General features: G+C 62.1%; 15 protein-coding genes and 1 pseudogene. 9 read left to right on the plus strand and 7 right to left on the minus strand.

The features are described from left to right. Positions 1-157: 157 nt before the first annotated feature. Positions 158-1,669, plus strand: a complete 1,512-nt coding sequence (locus tag NMG46_RS07260) for an aldehyde dehydrogenase family protein (protein ID WP_254817078.1) — start codon at positions 158-160, stop codon at positions 1,667-1,669. A 59-nt stretch (positions 1,670-1,728) separates the two neighbouring features. On the opposite strand, the gene NMG46_RS07265 is transcribed toward NMG46_RS07260, so the two are convergent. Next, entirely contained in the window at positions 1,729-2,592 is an 864-nt protein-coding gene (locus NMG46_RS07265) for a hypothetical protein (protein WP_254817009.1), read from the minus strand. A 713-nt stretch (positions 2,593-3,305) separates the two neighbouring features. Between NMG46_RS07265 and NMG46_RS07270 the strand changes: the two genes are divergently transcribed. After that, complete coding sequence (locus NMG46_RS07270; protein ID WP_254817010.1) at positions 3,306-4,118, plus strand: nucleotidyltransferase; 813 nt, start codon at positions 3,306-3,308, stop codon at positions 4,116-4,118. Next, positions 4,111-4,863 carry a metallophosphoesterase gene (locus tag NMG46_RS07275; RefSeq protein WP_254817011.1) on the plus strand — a complete coding sequence of 251 codons (753 nt, stop codon included), beginning with the start codon at positions 4,111-4,113 and terminating at the stop codon, positions 4,861-4,863. Before NMG46_RS07270 ends, NMG46_RS07275 begins: the two co-directional genes overlap by 8 nt. Before the next feature lie 48 nt (positions 4,864-4,911). Here NMG46_RS07275 and NMG46_RS07280 read toward each other — a convergent pair whose 3' ends face one another. The 3 genes from NMG46_RS07280 to NMG46_RS07290 form a co-directional block, all read right to left on the minus strand. Further along, complete coding sequence (locus tag NMG46_RS07280; protein ID WP_254817012.1) at positions 4,912-5,091, minus strand: hypothetical protein; 180 nt, start codon at positions 5,089-5,091, stop codon at positions 4,912-4,914. A 94-nt stretch (positions 5,092-5,185) separates the two neighbouring features. Then, positions 5,186-6,799, minus strand: coding sequence for a DHA2 family efflux MFS transporter permease subunit (locus NMG46_RS07285; RefSeq protein ID WP_254817013.1), 1,614 nt, complete (start codon positions 6,797-6,799; stop codon positions 5,186-5,188). Further along, positions 6,796-7,899 carry an HlyD family secretion protein gene (locus NMG46_RS07290; RefSeq protein WP_254817014.1) on the minus strand — a complete coding sequence of 368 codons (1,104 nt, stop codon included), beginning with the start codon at positions 7,897-7,899 and terminating at the stop codon, positions 6,796-6,798. The genes NMG46_RS07285 and NMG46_RS07290 overlap by 4 nt, the downstream gene beginning before the upstream one ends. Before the next feature lie 349 nt (positions 7,900-8,248). On the opposite strand from NMG46_RS07290, the gene NMG46_RS07295 reads away from it, so the two are divergent. Continuing rightward, complete coding sequence (locus tag NMG46_RS07295; RefSeq protein ID WP_254817079.1) at positions 8,249-8,680, plus strand: hypothetical protein; 432 nt, start codon at positions 8,249-8,251, stop codon at positions 8,678-8,680. A 263-nt stretch (positions 8,681-8,943) separates the two neighbouring features. Here the strand turns inward: NMG46_RS07295 and NMG46_RS07300 are convergent, their stop codons facing one another. The 3 genes and pseudogenes from NMG46_RS07300 to NMG46_RS07310 all read right to left on the minus strand — a co-directional run bounded on the left by NMG46_RS07300 (position 8,944) and on the right by NMG46_RS07310 (position 11,472). Then, positions 8,944-10,134 carry an NADH-quinone oxidoreductase subunit D gene (locus tag NMG46_RS07300; RefSeq protein WP_254817015.1) on the minus strand — a complete coding sequence of 397 codons (1,191 nt, stop codon included), beginning with the start codon at positions 10,132-10,134 and terminating at the stop codon, positions 8,944-8,946. Positions 10,135-10,200: 66 nt separating this feature from the next. Next, the gene (locus NMG46_RS07305) at positions 10,201-10,626 is read right to left on the minus strand and encodes a hypothetical protein (protein WP_254817016.1); all 426 of its coding nucleotides are present in this window, start codon (positions 10,624-10,626) and stop codon (positions 10,201-10,203) included. Between the two features lie 172 nt (positions 10,627-10,798). Next, positions 10,799-11,472, minus strand: a pseudogene (locus NMG46_RS07310) (DUF2161 domain-containing phosphodiesterase). Positions 11,473-11,808: 336 nt separating this feature from the next. Between NMG46_RS07310 and NMG46_RS07315 the strand changes: the two are divergent. The 5 genes from NMG46_RS07315 (at position 11,809) to NMG46_RS07335 (ending at position 17,208) form a co-directional block, all read left to right on the plus strand. Beyond that, on the plus strand, positions 11,809-12,636 hold the full coding sequence (locus tag NMG46_RS07315; protein WP_254817017.1) for a phosphogluconate dehydrogenase C-terminal domain-containing protein: 828 nt from the start codon (positions 11,809-11,811) through the stop codon (positions 12,634-12,636). A gap of 263 nt (positions 12,637-12,899) precedes the next feature. Next, positions 12,900-13,841 (plus strand): D-ribose ABC transporter substrate-binding protein, encoded by a 942-nt coding sequence (locus NMG46_RS07320; RefSeq protein WP_023675475.1) that lies wholly within the window; start codon positions 12,900-12,902, stop codon positions 13,839-13,841. Positions 13,842-13,952: 111 nt separating this feature from the next. Further along, positions 13,953-14,606, plus strand: a complete 654-nt coding sequence (locus NMG46_RS07325; protein ID WP_254817018.1) for a DUF2291 family protein — start codon at positions 13,953-13,955, stop codon at positions 14,604-14,606. Next, positions 14,603-16,147 carry a sugar ABC transporter ATP-binding protein gene (locus tag NMG46_RS07330; RefSeq protein WP_254817019.1) on the plus strand — a complete coding sequence of 515 codons (1,545 nt, stop codon included), beginning with the start codon at positions 14,603-14,605 and terminating at the stop codon, positions 16,145-16,147. Before NMG46_RS07325 ends, NMG46_RS07330 begins: the two co-directional genes overlap by 4 nt. Further along, on the plus strand, positions 16,144-17,208 hold the full coding sequence (locus NMG46_RS07335; protein WP_254817020.1) for an ABC transporter permease: 1,065 nt from the start codon (positions 16,144-16,146) through the stop codon (positions 17,206-17,208). The genes NMG46_RS07330 and NMG46_RS07335 overlap by 4 nt, the downstream gene beginning before the upstream one ends. The last annotated feature ends 1 nt before the right edge of the window (position 17,209 follow it).

Consider the following 17,209-nt stretch of genomic DNA (forward strand, 5'->3'; position numbering starts at 1 on the left):
GTCTGACCTTTGCTTAGACCATGCCGGGGTGGCGATTTTTCCTTGAAGCGAGTAATGCCACGCCATGACAGCGCCTGGTGTGCCGACCGGCAGGGGCGGGTATGGCGCCAGGCTTGGCCCGACGCCATATGAGCGACGGGATCTGAAAGGGATGAAAATGACGATTGCGAAGGAAACGGCCGGGCTTCTGGCGAAACTGGGCGTTGCCGAAGGCGCGCTCACGGGCGGCGACCTCATCGTCCGCAGCCCGGTGACCGGCGAGCAGATCGCCGCGCTGAAGACCATCTCGCCGGCCGATGCGACGACGACCATCGACAATGCCTACAAAGCTTTCCTGGCGTGGCGGCAGGTACCAGCTCCCAAGCGTGGAGAACTGGTGCGGCTGCTCGGCGAGGAATTGCGCACACACAAGACCGAGCTTGGCCGGTTGGTATCGATCGAAGTCGGCAAGATCCCATCCGAGGGTCTTGGCGAAGTGCAGGAGATGATCGACATCTGCGATTTCGCCGTCGGTCTTTCCCGGCAACTGTACGGCCTGACCATCGCCACCGAGCGTCCCGGCCATCGCATGATGGAAACCTGGCATCCACTCGGCGTCGTCGGGGTCATCTCGGCCTTCAACTTTCCGGTCGCGGTATGGTCGTGGAACGCAGCACTTGCGCTGGTCTGCGGCGACGCGGTGGTGTGGAAGCCGTCCGAGAAGACACCGCTGACGGCGCTCGCCTGCGAAGCGATCTTCAAGCGTGCAGCAGAGCGTTTCGGCGATGCGCCGAAGGGACTGGCGCCGGTTCTGATCGGCGATCGCGCCGTCGGCGAGATCCTGGTCGATCATCCCAAGGTGCCGCTGGTCTCGGCCACCGGCTCGACGCGCATGGGCAGGGACGTCGGACCACGGCTGGCGAAGCGCTTTGCCCGTGCCGTGCTCGAGCTCGGCGGCAACAATGCCGGCATCGTCTGCCCGACGGCCGATCTCGACATGGCGCTCCGCGCCATCGCCTTCGGCGCCATGGGCACGGCCGGCCAGCGCTGCACGACGCTCAGGCGCCTGTTCGTGCATGAGAGCGTCTACGACCAGCTCGTTCCTCGCCTGAAGAAGGCTTATGAAAGCGTCTCGGTCGGCAATCCGCTGGAGACAAGCGCGCTGGTCGGCCCACTGATCGACAAGGCTGCCTACGAGAATATGCAGAAGGCGCTGGAGGAGGCGGCTTCGCATGGCGGTAAGATAACCGGCGGAATGCGGGTCGAGAACGGCAATCCCGAGGCCTACTATGTGCGTCCGGCGCTGGTCGAAATGCCGCGGCAGGTTTCGCCAGTGACGGAGGAGACCTTCGCGCCCATCCTCTACGTCATGAAATATTCGGACTTCGACGCCGTGCTAGAAGAACACAATGCGGTGGGAGCGGGGCTGTCATCGTCGATCTTTACCCGCGACCTGCAGGAATCCGAGCGCTTTCTTGGCGTCGACGGATCGGACTGCGGCATCGCCAACGTCAATATAGGCACGTCAGGGGCCGAGATCGGCGGCGCCTTCGGTGGCGAGAAGGAAACCGGCGGCGGCCGCGAGAGCGGCTCCGATGCCTGGAAGGCCTATATGCGGCGCGCTACCAATACGGTGAATTATTCCAAGGCGCTGCCGCTTGCGCAGGGCGTGTCGTTCGATATCGATTGAAATGCCAGACCTTCGTCGCGGCGGCTCCAAGGCCGCCACGACGGCGTTCGGCTCGCGGTTCAGCTGGCGTCGGGAGTTACAACACAACTGTCGAAGGCTGCATCGATGATGGCGAGCTTGACCGCCTGGGCGGTCATGTATTCCTGATAGAACTCGCTCGACACCCACATGACCGAATGACCGCGCTGGCCCAGCCAGCCAATGCTGCCAAGTTCTTCGGCAGCGCGCAATTTGCGTGACAGGTGGGTCCGGGAAAGCTTGAGCCAGTTCGCGAAATCTCCGATTGAGACCACACCAGTCGGAATTCGGTCCAGGTCGGCATGATCGGGATCGATGCCGGACATCAGCCAATCCATGACAATGCCGCCATTGTCGAGCCAGGTGAACAAGGACAAGGTCTGTCTCGGCTCGCGCACGGCATGCGACGAAAGCAGGCCGTCAGCCACCAGCGGCTGCAGTTTGGCGAGCACGTCCGGTTGTCCGACGAATGCTGCCAGTCGAGATCCACCGTCCAGGCTGTCCAGCGTTTTCAGATGAGCCATGACCCAGCCGGCAACCGTCTCCAGAGTGCCCGCGACCGGCTCAAAGGGGCGAATGCGCCCGTGTTTAATCGGCAGATGCCGGATGAAACCGTAATGCAGCATCTCCTTCAGGAAGGCATCGGCGGTGTTGCGGCTGGCCACCGAATGCCGGCGGATGCCGTCCATGAACCGTGCGGACGTAAGTCCCTTGCGATGGTCGTCCGGCTCTCGATCGAAATACAAGGCAAGGCCGATGTGGGCCATCAGCCAGCGTTGTTGCGTGGCGAACACCGAAGCCAGCCGCGGGGTTGCTTCATAGGTCTGGAGCAGCGTCCGCGACTGAGCCTGGACGTGCCGACGCAATGCCGGATGACTGGCAATGTCTTCAGAAACCAGCGCCATCCCCGCCGAGCCCAACCAATTTGCAACTGGAAATACCGGTCACAATTTCAGCCTTCGCGGACCGTGTCCAGAGCCGGCGCATCAGGATACGAGCTGAATCCCGCCGGCCAGCAATTCCGCGACTTGGTCGCCGAGGACCTGATCTCGCGAGGCGCTGATCTTGCCGCGCGAGACTAGCCTGCTTGAACCCATAATGGTGGCTTCGCCTGGCCAGCCGGCATTCCCCGACGCGGCGCGGAACCAACACCAGTTTTGCTCGTTGAAGAACGCCGATTGGACCGAGACAGTGAGGAATTACAAAATGGAGAATGGGCTTTTCGCCACGCCGCCTGCAGCGTTCCGAAAAACAGAGTCGGTTTGGCTACGGGCGCTCAAGTGGCTGTTAAGCCGGGTGCGCAGCGCCTCCGACAGCTCCGGAACCATGTTGAAGCCAATCCTTGCTGGACCGGAGGATGATGGCGGGGTCCACTCCGCCTCGACGCGTTTGAGCCGATCTCGACGCGTTTGAGGCCGACCGCGCTGCGATTTTGACTCCAAAAATAGCCGCTCACATATTTTTTCTTTTTATGGCCGCCGCCGCAACCTCGCCCATAGCCGCTTCGAAGGCCGGCCACGGCGGCGTGTCGGCCTGATGCAGCAGGCGGGAACCATCGGGCATGCTTGGCTATTAGATACAGGCGGCTGCTGGTCTGCCGAGCCAGGAGCCATTGCTTATGATCATCGATCCCCCACCGAAAAGCGCCATCCCGGCATCAGTTCCGTCGGTCGATCCAAAAGCCGCCCCGACGCCTCGCAATGCCGAAGCGGAGGTCTTTTATATCGAAGCGATCCGCGAGCTTGTCGCGACCGGCATCCCCTTTCTCGTCGCCGGCACCTATGCCGTAAGTGCCTATACCGGGATCACCCGCCCGACCAAGGATCTGGACATTTTCTGCAAGGCCGGCGACTGCGCGCGCATCCTCGCCCATTTCAAGCAGATCGGCTACGCCGTCGTGGTCGAGGACGACCGGTGGCTGGGCAAAGTGTTCAAGGGCACGCATTTTTTCGACGTCATCTTCACCTCGATGAACGGCACAATGCCTGTCGACGACCAGTGGCTGGAGCATGCTCGCCAGGCCGAATTGCTGGGCAGCCAGGTGCGGATCATCGGCCCAACCGAGCTTATCTGGTCCAAATGCTTCATCCAGGATCGCGGCCGCCACGATGGGGCCGACGTCGCGCATACCATCCTCAAGGCGCACGACCAGATCGACTGGCAAAGGCTGCTTTCCTACATGGAAGTCCATTGGGAAGTTCTGCTGATGCATCTCTTGAACTTCCGATGGATCTATCCGACGGAGCGCGACCGGGTGCCCGCGTGGCTGCTCGACGAATTGCTTGACCGGCTGGCCAAGCAGCGCGAATTGCCGCCTTCCCGGATGCGGATCTGCCGCGGGCGCATGCTTTCACGAACCGACTATGAGATCGACGTCAAGCAATGGGGCTTTGCCGACGTCGGCGGTGAAGGAGAATATAGCGATGGCTGACGAGCTCGAATCTGCTTCGGCAAAGGCGGAAAATGGCGGCACTCTCAAGGTCGCCGCCATCGGCGATCTGCATGTCGGCAAAGAGGACCAGGCCTCGTACCGCGACCTTTTCGGCGAAATGTCGCGCGAAGCCCAGGTTCTCGTGCTGACGGGCGACCTTACCAATCTCGGCAAGCCTAGGGAGGCCGAAATCCTTGCCGAGGAACTGCGTGCCTGCACGATCCCGGTCGTCGCCGTGCTTGGCAACCACGACTATGAGTCAGGCGCCGTCGAGCAGGTCACCGATATTCTGCGCCAGGCGGGCGTTCACCTCCTCGATGGCGAGGCGACGGAGATTCACGAGGTCGGGTTCGTGGGGGTCAAGGGTTTCGTTGGCGGTTTTGGGTCGCGCATGCTCGGCTCCTTCGGCGAGCCGGCCATCAAGTCGATGGTGGCGGAAAGCGTGAACGAAGCGATGCGGCTTGAAAACGCTATGCGGCAGGTCCGCGCCAAACGCACGCTTGTCGTTCTGCACTACGCGCCTGTCGTCGAGACGGTCGAAGGCGAGCCGCTGGAGATCTTCCCGTTTCTCGGTTCGTCACGTCTGGCCGAGACGATAGACCGGTTCCAGGTCAGCGCGGTTGTGCATGGTCATGCGCATCGCGGCGCTTACGAGGGCCGCACGCCGGGCGGGGCGTCGGTCTATAACGTTGCCATGCATGTCGCCAAGCCGACCGGCCGCCCCTACGCCATGCTCGAAATCTGACAGGCGGCGCCACTGGCGCAGGCAATCGCAGTACACACTGCAGAACGATCACGGCAATTGCCGGCTAAAAGCCGTCCGCTTCGGTGGAATGTCGTTTTCATCCGGGTTGGGAACGGGGTCCTCGTCGGGGAGCCTGTCGGGGTCCGGCTCACGCACGGGCTTGGGATCGGGGATGGGAGGCGGTGGCACCGGCGTCGGTGTCGGCTCGGGTGTGGGAATAGTGGCCATCGTAATCATCTCCTCTTGGCGCAGAACAACGCAACAGGTCGGCTGGTTCCCGGCTTGCCCGTTTTTGGAAAAACCACACCGTCGCACTTGCCGGTCAGCCCATTTCGGGATTCGGCTGGCTGCGACCCGACTTGCTTGACCGCAGCAGCAGCGCCAGCGGAACCAGCAGGGCGGTTGCCACCGCGCAGTAGCGGAAGACATCGACATAGGCGAGCAGCGTGGCCTGGCGGGCGATCAACTGACCAAGCCAGCCGATCGCCTGCTGCTTCGCCTCGACCATCGGCGAACCCTGGGCGACGAAATGCTCAGTCGCCTGCCGAAGCGCCTGCTGATAGCCGGGCGACGATTGCACGGTGTGGCCGACCAGATTCGATTGATGGATCTGGGAGCTTTGCGCAATGACGGTGTTGGACAGCGAGACGCCGATGCTGCCGCCGATATTGCGTGCAACGTTGATCAGCGCCGACGCCTGGTTGGTCTTCTGCGGGGGCAGGCCGACATAGGCCGCGGTTGAAATGGGAATGAACAGGAACGGCAGCCCGACCATCAGGAAAACACGGGCAAAGGCAAAGAAGCGGAAGCTGGCGTCCGGAGTAAGCGAAGTCATGTGCCAAAGGGCCACTGCGACCACCGACATGCCCATCATGATCAGATATTTGGGCTGCACGATGCTGCCTACAAATCCGGACACCGGCATCAAGATCAGCATGGCGATGCCGCCCGGCATCATCGAAAGGCCCGAGAGCGTCGCGGTGTAGGCAAATGTCGTCTGCTGCAGCTGCGGCACGATCTGGGTGGTGCTGAACAGGATAGCACCGACTGCCATCATGACCAGGAACGCCGTGCCGAACTGGCGCGTGAACAATAGGCGCATGTCGACGACCGGATCGCTGCGACCGATTTCCCATGGGATAAGCAGCAGGAACGCGATCGCGGAAATCACTGCGAAAGTGGTGATGAGATTCGAGGCGAACCAATCGTAGCGCTGGCCCCGGTCGAGAAAGATCTCCAGGCACCCCAAGGCTATCGCCACCAGGACGAAACCGACCCCATCGATCTTCAGGCCGCCTTTCAGCCGTTCCTTGCGTTCGCGTTCGAGTACGTCCGGTTCGACCAACAGCCACTGCACCAGCGCCAGCGACAGGATGCCGAACGGCACGTTGATGAAGAAGATCCAGTGCCAGGAGAAATGGTCCGTCAGCCAGCCGCCGATCGTCGGCCCGACCGTCGGCGCGACGATGACCGCAATGCCGTAAAGCGCGAAGGCCTGCGAGCGCTTTTCTGGCGGGAAGGTATCGGCAAGGATCGATTGCTCGCTTGGCGCCATGCCGCCGCCGCCGAGTCCCTGAAGGACCCTGAACAGGATGAGCAGTTCCAGGTTGGGTGCCAGTCCGCACAGCAGCGACGCGACGGTGAAGGTCGCAACGCAGAGCATGTAGTAGCGCTTGCGGCCGATGACGTTTGCCAGCCAGCCGCTGACCGGGATGATCACCGAGTTGGCAACGAGATAGGTGGTAATCACCCAGGTGCTTTCGTCCATTCCGGCCGCCAGGCTGCCGGCGATATTGCGCAGGGCGACATTGGCGATCGAGGTGTCCAGCACCAGCATGAAAGTGGCGATGGAGACGACGACGGCGATAAGCCAGGGATTGTGCGTCCCGGCGGCGGATCGGCTTTCGCCCTGATTTCTGGCGGTTTCGCCGTTCATCGCACCTTGACCGTCGGCACCACCGACAGACCTGGACCGAGAAGCACATCCGGCGGCTTGTCGAAGACGATCTTGACCGGCACGCGCTGCACCACCTTGACGTAATTGCCGGTGGCATTTTCAGCCGGCAGGAGGCTGAAGGCGGTGCCGCTGCCGGCCTGGATGCTGTCGACGCGGCCATGGAAGGACTTGTCCGGGTAGGCGTCGATGTCGATGTCGACCGGCTGTCCCTGCCGCATCAGATCGAGCTGCGTCTCCTTGAAGTTGGCCCTTACCCAGACCTCGTCGGGAACGAACATCATCAATACCTGGCCGGGTTGGGCGTAGGTGCCGTTCGCGGCGGAAATGCTCGTTGCGCGCCCGGCTGCGGGTGCTGTGATGGTCGTGCGCGACAGCGTCGTGCGAGCTTGCTCCTGGCTGGCCTTGGCCTGCTCGAGCTGCGCCTCGGCGCTCCTGGCCTGTGCCTGCAAGACCGAAACCTGGCTTTTTGCCGAGGCGACATTGGCCTCGGCGCTGTCCAGCGCGGCCTGGTCCTGACGCAACGTCGATGCCGCCTGCTGCGCCTGCTGCTGCGTTGCCGTGCCCCTGGCCAGGAGTTCGCGGTTGCGTTGATCCTCGGCCTTGGCGAAATCCAGCGCTGCCTTGGCCTGGGTAACCTGCCTCTGGGCAGCGTTCACCTTTGCGTTTTGAGCCTCGATCTGGGCGGTGACATTGACGATTGCGGCCTCGGCCGCAGCGACGCCGGCATCGGCCTGCTTCAGGTTTGCCTGATAGTCGCTGTCATCGATACGCAGGAGGACATCGCCGGCCTGTACATGCTGATTGTCGGTAACCGCCAGCTCGGTAACGCGGCCGGCTATTTGCGCGCCGATCGTCACCGTGCGCGCGTCTATGAAGGCGTCGTCGGTCGATTCGTACTGGCGAGCGTTCAGCCACCAGATCGCGATGCCTGCCGCGACGAGCAACAGCGCAAGTGCTATCGCTGCGGCCGCATAGGGATGGCGCCTGGGAAAGCCGAGCAGACCGGCCTTTCGCTGCGAGGCATTCCCGTCGGGCTTTTCCTGCCGGGGCTCTGCCGATCGCCCACGAGATTCTCGCACCCGGGCCGGTTGCTCCCGAGTTTCATTTACAGGCTCGACGTCTTGCTCGACGCTTTGAGGCTTCGTGTCCAACGGAATTGCTTTCAAGACTGATATTGCAGCCGCCGAAGCGGACGCAAAGCCAAACGGCAAGCTTCCGCAAAAGTTCCTGTCCGGAATGGGGTGGTCGGGTTAACGGGTCGACATCGAACCCATCGAGCGGTGCCGACGCGTTGGAACTAGAGCGCCGTTTCACCGGGTAGGTGATTCATATGCTTCATGTTGCGGCGGTCCGGCCTTGTCAGCGCTCCACGGCGCGATAATTGCTCATGAAGGCGTGGGCAAATTCACCTGTCGACAGGAGCCGACCATGAAACATCAAACACTCGACCAACTGCAAGCCGTCGCGGAAGTTGAGTCCTTCGCGGCGTATCCGGCGATGACTCGAAACCAGCGGATTGAACGTTGGGCGGAACTTCTCGAACAAAACCCGACGCGATGCCTTGGGGCGCTTCCAGGCACCGAATATATGAACAGGGAAGCGCGCGACAGATCGCGTGGTGCTGGAACGCCGCTCACCGTCGCCTTCGAGGATCCGGTTCTGCGTGCCATGGGGCTGAAGGACGATACCTATGGTGAGGCAAAGCGCTTCTTCGAACTGAGCGATCGGCAGTTGCACCAAATCGTTTGCCATTGCCATGTCGGTGCTACGATGCAAGCGCGATGGGCCGCTGCCAGGGTGCGCGGGATAGTCCGCGGCAACAGATTTGTTGCCTGGCTGAAGGGATTGATCGCGCATTGACGCGGTACGAGGAACGGCGGAACACGCGTTCTTTCTGCGCCGTTGAGAGCGCTTCCGAACTTGGAAGGGCACGTGCCACGTCGGGCCGCGCAGATTGTGAAACTCCTCGACGCTTGGCTGCGCCTTGTCGCGGCCATGCGTCCGTTTTGATGCGAGAATTTGAGTTGGCCCGCCGCAAGTGAGAGCCGTCGTCCGACCGGCGTTCGAGCGCAGTCGAGGCAGGTGCGATCTGGCTAGGATGGACCCGCGACCCTTTGACGTGGCTAACGATCGATTTCTCCGAACACGATGTCGAGCGAGCCGATGATCGCGGCAACATCGGCGATCATATGGCCTCGGGACAGGAAATCCATCGCCTGCAGGTGGGCGAAGGAAGGTGCGCGGATCTTGCATCGGTAGGGAACATTGCCTCCGTCCGACACGAGGTAGACGCCGAACTCGCCCTTCGGCGCCTCGACGGCGGCGTAGACTTCACCGCTCGGCACGCGAATGCCTTCGGTGTAGAGTTTGAAATGGTGGATCGTCGCTTCCATCGAGCGCTTCATCGTGGCACGCGGCGGCGGCGTGATCTTGTGGTTCGGGATCGCGACCGGTCCCTGGCCTTTGGGTGAGCGCAACTTTTCCAGGCATTGCCGCATGATCCGGACCGACTGGCGCATTTCCTCCATGCGTACAAGATAGCGGTCGTAGCAGTCGCCATGCTTGCCGACCGGAATATCGAAATCCATCTCCGAATAGCATTCGTATGGCTGCGCCTTGCGCAGATCCCAGGATGCCCCCGATCCGCGCACCATCACGCCGGAAAAGCCCCAGGCCCAGGCATCATCGAGGCCGATCACGCCGACATCGACATTGCGCTGCTTGAAGATGCGGTTCTCGGTCAACAGCTCGTCGAGATTGTCGCAGACCTTGAGGAACGGATCGCAGAACTTCCAGATGTCGTCGAGGAGTTCCGGCGGCAGATCCTGATGCACGCCGCCGACCCTGAAATAATTCGCGTGCATGCGGGCGCCGGACGCGCGCTCATAAAAGACCATCAGCTTCTCGCGCTCGGCGAAACCCCAGAGCGGCGGCGTCAGCGCGCCGATGTCCATGGCTTGCGTGGTGACGTTGAGGAGGTGCGACAGCAGCCGGCCTATTTCGCAGAAAAGCACGCGAATGAGCTGTCCGCGTTTCGGAACCGATATTTCGAGGAGCTTCTCGGCGGCGAGACAGAATGCATGCTCCTGGTTCATCGGCGCGACGTAGTCGAGCCGGTCGAAATAGGGCAAGGCCTGCAGGTAGTTCTTGTATTCGATGAGCTTTTCGGTGCCGCGATGCAGCAGGCCGATATGGGGATCGGCGCGTTCCACGATCTCGCCGTCGAGTTCGAGCACCAGCCGCAGGACGCCGTGAGCGGAGGGATGTTGTGGCCCGAAATTGATGGTGAAGTTGCGAACTGCAGCCTCGACCATGACAGTCCTCCGCGATCAGGCGGGCTTTGGTTCCGTGCCGGAGCCGGCTTGTCCGCTTTCAGCCGCTCACGTCGTCGTCTGGATGATCAGCGTCAGCGTGCCGTCGCCGTCGATATTGGCCGCCACGACCTGCGTGGAATTGAGCCCGTTCGCCGCCAGTGCCGATGCCGCCTGCGGCGATGCGTCGATCGAACTTTGCAGGATGCGCAAATCCTCGGCGCTGGTCTGGGTGACGACGGCCTCCGCCTGTGCCTTGATGTCAGGAGGCAGATCCTCCATCGCCACGATTGTCACTGCGGTGAAATTCTGGGCGGAGAAGGCATCGTCCGGTGTAGCCTGGTCGGGAGTGGTCCCTTGGGGCGTGGCTTGCTCCGGCAAGGTTTGCGGCGCCGTCGGCGGCACAGGGGCAAGCTCTGGTCCCACGGATTGCGCATAGACCGGCGAGGCAAGGGCCAGTGCCGAAAGTGTGGCAATTGTCGTCGATAGGCGCATGGCCGTTCCTTCCGTTTGCTCAGCGGACGATCAATTCGGTGACGACAAAACCATCGTGTCGAAATATGGTTCCGTGACTGAGGTGCTGTCTTGTACTGAGTTACTGAGTGCTGTCTGGCCGAAAGCCGTGATTGTCGCGGAGAGCAGGGCGCGAAATCCGGCGTTGCCTGTCTCAGGCAGCGGCGTGGCTGCGATCGGGCTGCGGCCAGCGCTGCAAGGCTTCACGGCCCTGAGCGGTCAGTTCGTAGATCCCGCGATCGGTGCGCGCGAACCAGCGATACACGTTGTGCAGCAGAATCTTGGGTGCGTTCGGCAGGTTGGGCTTCAAGTCACGCGGCCGTTTTGGGCCGTCGGCGAGTGCTGCGGCGCATGCCAGTGCCTGCTGGCGATAAGCGGTCATATCGGCGCACGTGAGCCGCCGCCGGCGACAGGATCGCCCTGCCGACGCCGATGTTCGTCGATTAGTTTCGAGCGGCGCCGGGGATCCCGACGCGGAGCCAATGCCGTCGGGCTGAGCAGCACCTGAACCTCGCCATTCGGTCGCACGCCAAGCAGGCCAAAGCCGAGCCGACGGCAGAGATTGCGGTATCTCACATCGCTCTCGCGGCCCTTGCCACGGGCCGACATGCATGCCGCGAGCCAGACCTCGTCGCTCGCCGCCATACGGTCGACGCCCTGGAGGATCAGCTCGAGATTGAACTTCAGCTTCAGCTCGCAGATGACGACGATCGGTGGAGAGTCGGCACTCAGCGCCAGCAGGTCGCAGCCGCCGATCTCGCCCTTGACCATAAATCCCAGGCCTTCGAGGAAGGCCTTGACCGGGCTGTAGAGTGAAGTTTCGAGCATGGGCCTTTTGTTGGCTGCGAATCATCCCGCCGATCCGCGGTTCAGCGCGATGATCGCTCTTTGCCGTTGAACAGGAGGTAAACGACGGCCAAACAAATGGTCAGAGCAGTGCCGCGGCCGCTTGCGAATTTGGTATGCTGGTATAATGTGTACCTGAGGTAGCATGCTCCGCGTGGCTGCGCTGGACATCGGGGCGCCCGAGACATCGTCCAGGCATCGTCATTTGAGCGGCGGCTTCCCCGCGTTTTTTAATCCGCCAGCCGGCGGCAATGTGCATACGAGTCAATGAGATGACGATCGGTAGGGCCGTCGTTGGAATTCAGGAGTAACGGACATATGACAACGATTGCGCTGTTTGGTGCAGGCGGCAAAATGGGTTACCGTCTGTCGACCAATTTTCGCGGATCTTCGTATACGATACGCCATGTCGAGGTCAGCGACGCCGGCCGCGAGCGGCTGAAGTCGGGCCTCGGCATCGATGCCGTCAGCGCCGATGAGGCGCTTGATGGCGCCGATGTGGTGATCCTGGCGGTGCCGGACACGCACATCGGCAAGGTCGCGGCGAGTATCGAGAGCAAGCTTGCGTCAGGCACGATGGTCGTCGTGCTCGACGCCGCGGCACCTTTCGCCGGGCATTTGCCGAAGCGGCCGGACCTGACCTATTTCGTCACCCACCCCTGCCATCCGCCGATCTTCAACGACGAGACCGACATGGCGGCCAAGAAGGACTATTTCGGCGGCGTCAAGGCCAAGCAGCATATGGTCAGCGCCTTGATGCAAGGACCGGAGGAGGATTTCGCCAAGGGTGAGGCGATCGCAAAGATCATCTGGGCGCCGGTCATGCGCTCCCATCGCGTCACTGTCGATCAGATGGCCCTGCTCGAGCCCGGCCTTTCGGAAACGGTATGCGCTTCGCTGCTCGTCGTCATGAAAGAGGCGGTCGACGAGGTGGTGGCGCGCGGGGTCGACAAGCAGGCGGCGCTCGACTTCCTGCTTGGTCATATGAACGTGCTTGGCGCCGTCATCTTCGGCGAGACCAAAGGCGTGTTCTCCGACGCCTGCAACAAGGCGATAGAGTTCGGCAAGCCGGTTCTGATGCGCGACGACTGGAAACGGGTGTTCGAGCCGGAGGAAATTGCCGCGAGCATTCAGCGCATCACTTGAGGGCAGTGACGCGTCTTTCGAAACATGTCACCTGAAATTGTCATTGACTCATTATACCAGTTGCCTTAGCTGTTCGATGGATCGGACCGTCAAGCTTCGCAGCAGGCTCAGGGGCCAGATGAGTGGGGGTAGTGGAAGCGATCCGTCGAAGTGAAGCCGGCAAAGGCTTGTGAATCTGACGCGACCCACCACCTACGGCCGGCTAGCGAAATCGAATGCATATAGCCTTGGGACAAGGCGCGGATTTTCAACGGGAGGAATACATGAAACTGACACGCAGAATGACGCTTGCGGCTTTCGCCGGCATGCTGGCGCTTGGCACCGCCGCACCCGCCTATGCGGCGGATTTGATCGCCATCATCACGCCCTCGCATGACAATCCGTTCTTCAAGGCGGAAGCTGTCGGCGCGGAGGCCAAGGCCAAGGAACTCGGCTACGAGGCGTTGGTGCTCGTCCATGACGACGACGCCAACAAGCAGTCCGAATTGATCGATACGGCGATCGGCCGCGGCGCCAAGGCGATCATCCTCGACAATGCCGGCGCCGACGCCACAGTCGCTGCGGTGCAGAAGGCCAAGGACGCAGGCGTTCCTTCCTTCCTGATCGATCGCGAGATCAATGCCACCGGCGTCGCCGTCGCGCAGATCGTCTCCAACAATTATCAGGGCGCCCAGCTCGGCGCGCAGGAATTCGTCAAGCTGATGGGCGAGAAGGGTAATTTCGTCGAGCTCGTCGGCAAGGAATCCGACACCAATGCCGGCATCCGCTCCAAGGGTTACCACGACGTCATCGACGACTATCCGGACCTGAAGATGGTGGCGCAGCAGTCGGCCAACTGGAGCCAGACCGAGGCCTATTCAAAGATGGAATCGATCCTCCAGGCCAATCCCGATATCAAGGGCGTGATCTCGGGCAACGACACGATGGCGATGGGCGCCTATGCGGCACTTGCCGCTGCCGGCCGCAAGGACGTGATCGTCGTCGGCTTCGACGGGTCGAACGACGTGCGCGACTCGATAACCTCCGGCGGCATCAAGGCGACGGTCCTGCAGCCGGCCTTCGCGCAGGCGCAGATGGCGGTCGAGCAGGCCAACGACTTCATCAAGAACAAGAAGTCTCCGGCCGAGGAAAAGCAATTGATGGATTGCGTCCTGGTCAATGGTGACAATGCCGCCAAGCTGGAGACATTCGCGCTCACCAACTGAGCCGGCGTAACATCAAGCGCAAGGGACGAGCTCCGGTTCGTCCCTTGCTTCCATTTCGCCCTTGTTTCCATTTCTCTGGGTGCTCCTGACCGCCATGCCGAACGAGCCGACATGTTCAACACGCTGACCCGGCCGATCCTTGTCGGATCGCTCCTTGCAGCTATAGTCAGCCTGACCGCCTGCAAGATCCTGCCGACGCCGTCAGCGGAAAATGGCGGCACTGGCTCGGCCTTCAATCCCGACAAGAAGGTCGAGGACATCTGGGCGGCGAAAGCGATACCCTATCTGCAGCAGAAGGCCGGCCCGTTTCCCGAGGTTCATGCTTTGGCGAAGACCGATCCCGCCGCTGCCGGCGCCAAATACGGCAATCCGAAAAAGCAGGCGAATTCGCCATGGACCTTCGCCGTCCGGCTCGGGGGCAAGGTCGTTGCAGCCAATACACAGTCACGCGCGGCGACAATGGACGTCGATGCCGACGGCGACGGCAAGGCGGATGCGCGAGTGCAGATCGGACCCGCCATGCGCGGTACAGCGCTGCGCGACAGCCTTGACTTCATTCAATTCAACGATTTCACCAATCAGATCGACTTCGCCCAGTTCGGCAAGGCCTTCAACGCCTACGCCGACAAGACCGTACTTTCCAAGCTGCCGCGCGAGGCACTCGAGGGCCGAAGCGTCAAGATCCTCGGCGCCTATACGCCAGGCAGTGGCCAGGACCTGCCGCTGGTGACGCCGGCGGAGGCAGAGATCGGGCCGAAGCCATGACCGGCGATCAAGACGTCATCCTGAAGCTGGAGGATGTCTCGAAAGTCTATTCCGGCACCGTCGCGGTCAAACGTGCGAATTTCGAGGTGCGCAAGGGTGCGGTCAACGTGCTGGTCGGCGAAAACGGGGCCGGCAAATCGACGCTGATGAAGATCATCGCCGGCGTCGAGCAGCCGACGCTCGGGCGCATTCTGCTGGACGGCGAGGAGGTCTCCTTCTCGTCATCCGGGGACGCGGTAACCCGCGGCATCGGCATGGTATTCCAGGAGCTCAACCTGTTCGGCAATCTGACCGTCGCCGAAAATATTTTTGCCACCCGCGAGATCACCAACCGCTTCCGCAAGATCGACCGCAAAGAGCAGGAGCGCCGCGCGGCGGAATTTCTTGAACGCCTGGAGGCTGGCATACGGCCGGACATGCTGGTCGAGGATCTGCGCATCGGCCAGCAGCAGCTGGTCGAGATCGCCAAGGCGGTTTCGCTCGATGCGCGCATCCTGATCATGGACGAGCCGACCTCGGCGCTCAGCGCGGCGGAAGTCGAGATCCTGTTCAAGGTGATTGCCGACCTCAAGGCGGGCGGCGTGGCAATCGTCTACATCTCGCATCGGCTCGAGGAATTGATCCGCATCGGCGACACCATCACGGTGCTGCGCGACGGGCGCATCACCGGCCAGGCGGAGATGAAAGACGTCGACACCCAGTGGATCGTGCGGCAGATGATCGGCTCGGACGCCAAGGACTTCGCTAAGGCCGACGGCCATGTGCCGGGCGAAGAGATATTCCGCGCCGAGGACATTTGCCTACCGCGCGTCACCGGCGGGCTTGCGGTCGACCACGTCTCGCTGTCGCTGCGCGCTGGCGAGATCCTTGGCATCTACGGCCTGATGGGCGCCGGACGCAGCGAGCTGTTCGATTGCATCATGGGCCGCCACGGCCATTCGACCGGCGCGATATTCATTGCCGGCAAAAAGGTGCACGAGCGCGACACGACGCGGCGCATCCGGCGCGGGCTGGCGCTGATCCCCGAAGACCGCCAACGCGAAGGGCTGGTGTCGATCCTCTCCGTCGCCAGCAATCTGACTCTGGCCAGCCTGTCGCGGTTCGTGCGCCTGTTCCACATTCGTGGTGCCGCCGAACGACAGGCGGTGACCCAGACGGTGCGCGAACTGGCCATCAAGGTCGCCGATCCGACGCAGGAAGTCTCGTCGCTGTCGGGCGGCAACCAGCAGAAGGTGGTGATCGGCAAGGCGCTGCTCACCGGACCGAAGGTGCTGCTGATGGACGAGCCGAGCCGCGGCATCGACGTCGGCGCCAAGGCCGACGTTTTCCGCACCATGCGCAAGCTGTCGCGCGACGGCCTAGGGATCCTGTTTGCCACCTCCGATCTCGACGAAGTGATGGCGTTGTCCGACCGTATCGCAGTGATGAGCAATGGAAAATTGACCGGTATCTTCGATCGCGCGGAGGCGACTGAGGCCGCGCTCGTCGCTGCCTCGGCCCTCGGCCACGGCCCGGTCCCGCACGGAGAGCAAGGCGCATGACTGACATTCCAGCCAAGGCGGTGGTCAACTCCATTTCGAGCGGCTCGGTCCTGCTGACGCTGATGAAGGCGAGGACGTTCATCGCGCTGATCGCCGTGCTGTTATTCTTCTCGATAGCTGCGCCCAATTTCCTATCGGCCGCCAATCTTATCCTGATGTCGAAGCACGTGGCGTTGAACGCATTCCTCGCAATGGGCATGACCTTCGTCATCATCACCGGCGGCATCGACCTGTCGGTCGGCTCGATCGTCGGCCTGTGCGGCATGGTGGCCGGCTATCTCGTGCTCAACGGCGTCGACCTGCAGGTCGGCTACACCATCTATTTCAACGTCTTCGAGATCGCGCTGATCACGCTTGCCGTCGGCATATTGATCGGCGCCGTCAACGGCTTGCTGATCACCAGGCTTAACGTTGCGCCATTCATAGCCACGCTCGGCGTGCTCTATGTCGCACGCGGCCTGGCACTGCTGTCGTCCGACGGGCGCACCTTCCCCAATCTCATCGGCAAGCCGGAGCTCGGCACCACCGGGTTCGGCTTCCTCGGCGCCGGCCGGCTGCTCGGCTTGCCGGTTTCGATATGGATCTTGGTCGTCGTAGCACTGGGGGCGGCCTATCTCGCCAGATACACCCCGCTCGGCCGCCATGTCTTCGCTGTTGGCGGCAATGAGCGGGCGGCGCGGATTTCGGGCGTCCGCGTCAACATGGTGAAGATGTTCGTCTACATGTTTTCCGGGTTCTGCGCGGCGATCGTCGGGCTGATCATCTCGTCCGAACTGATGGCCTCGCATCCGGCGACCGGAGAGAGCTTCGAACTCAACGCCATTGCCGCGGCAGTGCTCGGCGGCACCTCGATGTCGGGCGGACGCGGCACCATCGGCGGCACCATTGTCGGCGCCTTCGTAATCGGCATCCTTTCGGACGGGCTGGTGATGATGGGCGTGAGCTCGTTCTGGCAGATGGTAATCAAGGGCCTCGTCATCATCGTAGCCGTTGTCGTCGACCAAGCCCAGCGCCGGCTGCAGAGCCGTGTCACGCTGATGCAGATGGCAAAGGCCGGCTGAC

Origin of the sequence: Mesorhizobium sp. LMG 17147 (assembly GCF_024297145.1) — a bacterium.
Taxonomy (GTDB): Bacteria; Pseudomonadota; Alphaproteobacteria; order Rhizobiales; family Rhizobiaceae; genus Mesorhizobium.

Excerpts from the sequence above, each read along its gene's own strand:
- NMG46_RS07260 (WP_254817078.1), top strand. The coding sequence starts at position 158 with ATGACGATTGCGAAGGAAACGGCCGGGCTTCTGGCGAAACTGGGCGTT.
- NMG46_RS07265 (WP_254817009.1), bottom strand. The coding sequence starts at position 2,592 with ATGGCGCTGGTTTCTGAAGACATTGCCAGTCATCCGGCATTGCGTCGG.
- NMG46_RS07270 (WP_254817010.1), top strand. The coding sequence starts at position 3,306 with ATGATCATCGATCCCCCACCGAAAAGCGCCATCCCGGCATCAGTTCCG.
- NMG46_RS07275 (WP_254817011.1), top strand. The coding sequence starts at position 4,111 with ATGGCTGACGAGCTCGAATCTGCTTCGGCAAAGGCGGAAAATGGCGGC.
- NMG46_RS07280 (WP_254817012.1), bottom strand. The coding sequence starts at position 5,091 with ATGGCCACTATTCCCACACCCGAGCCGACACCGACGCCGGTGCCACCG.
- NMG46_RS07285 (WP_254817013.1), bottom strand. The coding sequence starts at position 6,799 with ATGAACGGCGAAACCGCCAGAAATCAGGGCGAAAGCCGATCCGCCGCC.
- NMG46_RS07295 (WP_254817079.1), top strand. The coding sequence starts at position 8,249 with ATGAAACATCAAACACTCGACCAACTGCAAGCCGTCGCGGAAGTTGAG.
- NMG46_RS07300 (WP_254817015.1), bottom strand. The coding sequence starts at position 10,134 with ATGGTCGAGGCTGCAGTTCGCAACTTCACCATCAATTTCGGGCCACAA.
- NMG46_RS07305 (WP_254817016.1), bottom strand. The coding sequence starts at position 10,626 with ATGCGCCTATCGACGACAATTGCCACACTTTCGGCACTGGCCCTTGCC.
- NMG46_RS07315 (WP_254817017.1), top strand. The coding sequence starts at position 11,809 with ATGACAACGATTGCGCTGTTTGGTGCAGGCGGCAAAATGGGTTACCGT.
- NMG46_RS07320 (WP_023675475.1), top strand. The coding sequence starts at position 12,900 with ATGAAACTGACACGCAGAATGACGCTTGCGGCTTTCGCCGGCATGCTG.
- NMG46_RS07325 (WP_254817018.1), top strand. The coding sequence starts at position 13,953 with ATGTTCAACACGCTGACCCGGCCGATCCTTGTCGGATCGCTCCTTGCA.
- NMG46_RS07330 (WP_254817019.1), top strand. The coding sequence starts at position 14,603 with ATGACCGGCGATCAAGACGTCATCCTGAAGCTGGAGGATGTCTCGAAA.
- NMG46_RS07335 (WP_254817020.1), top strand. The coding sequence starts at position 16,144 with ATGACTGACATTCCAGCCAAGGCGGTGGTCAACTCCATTTCGAGCGGC.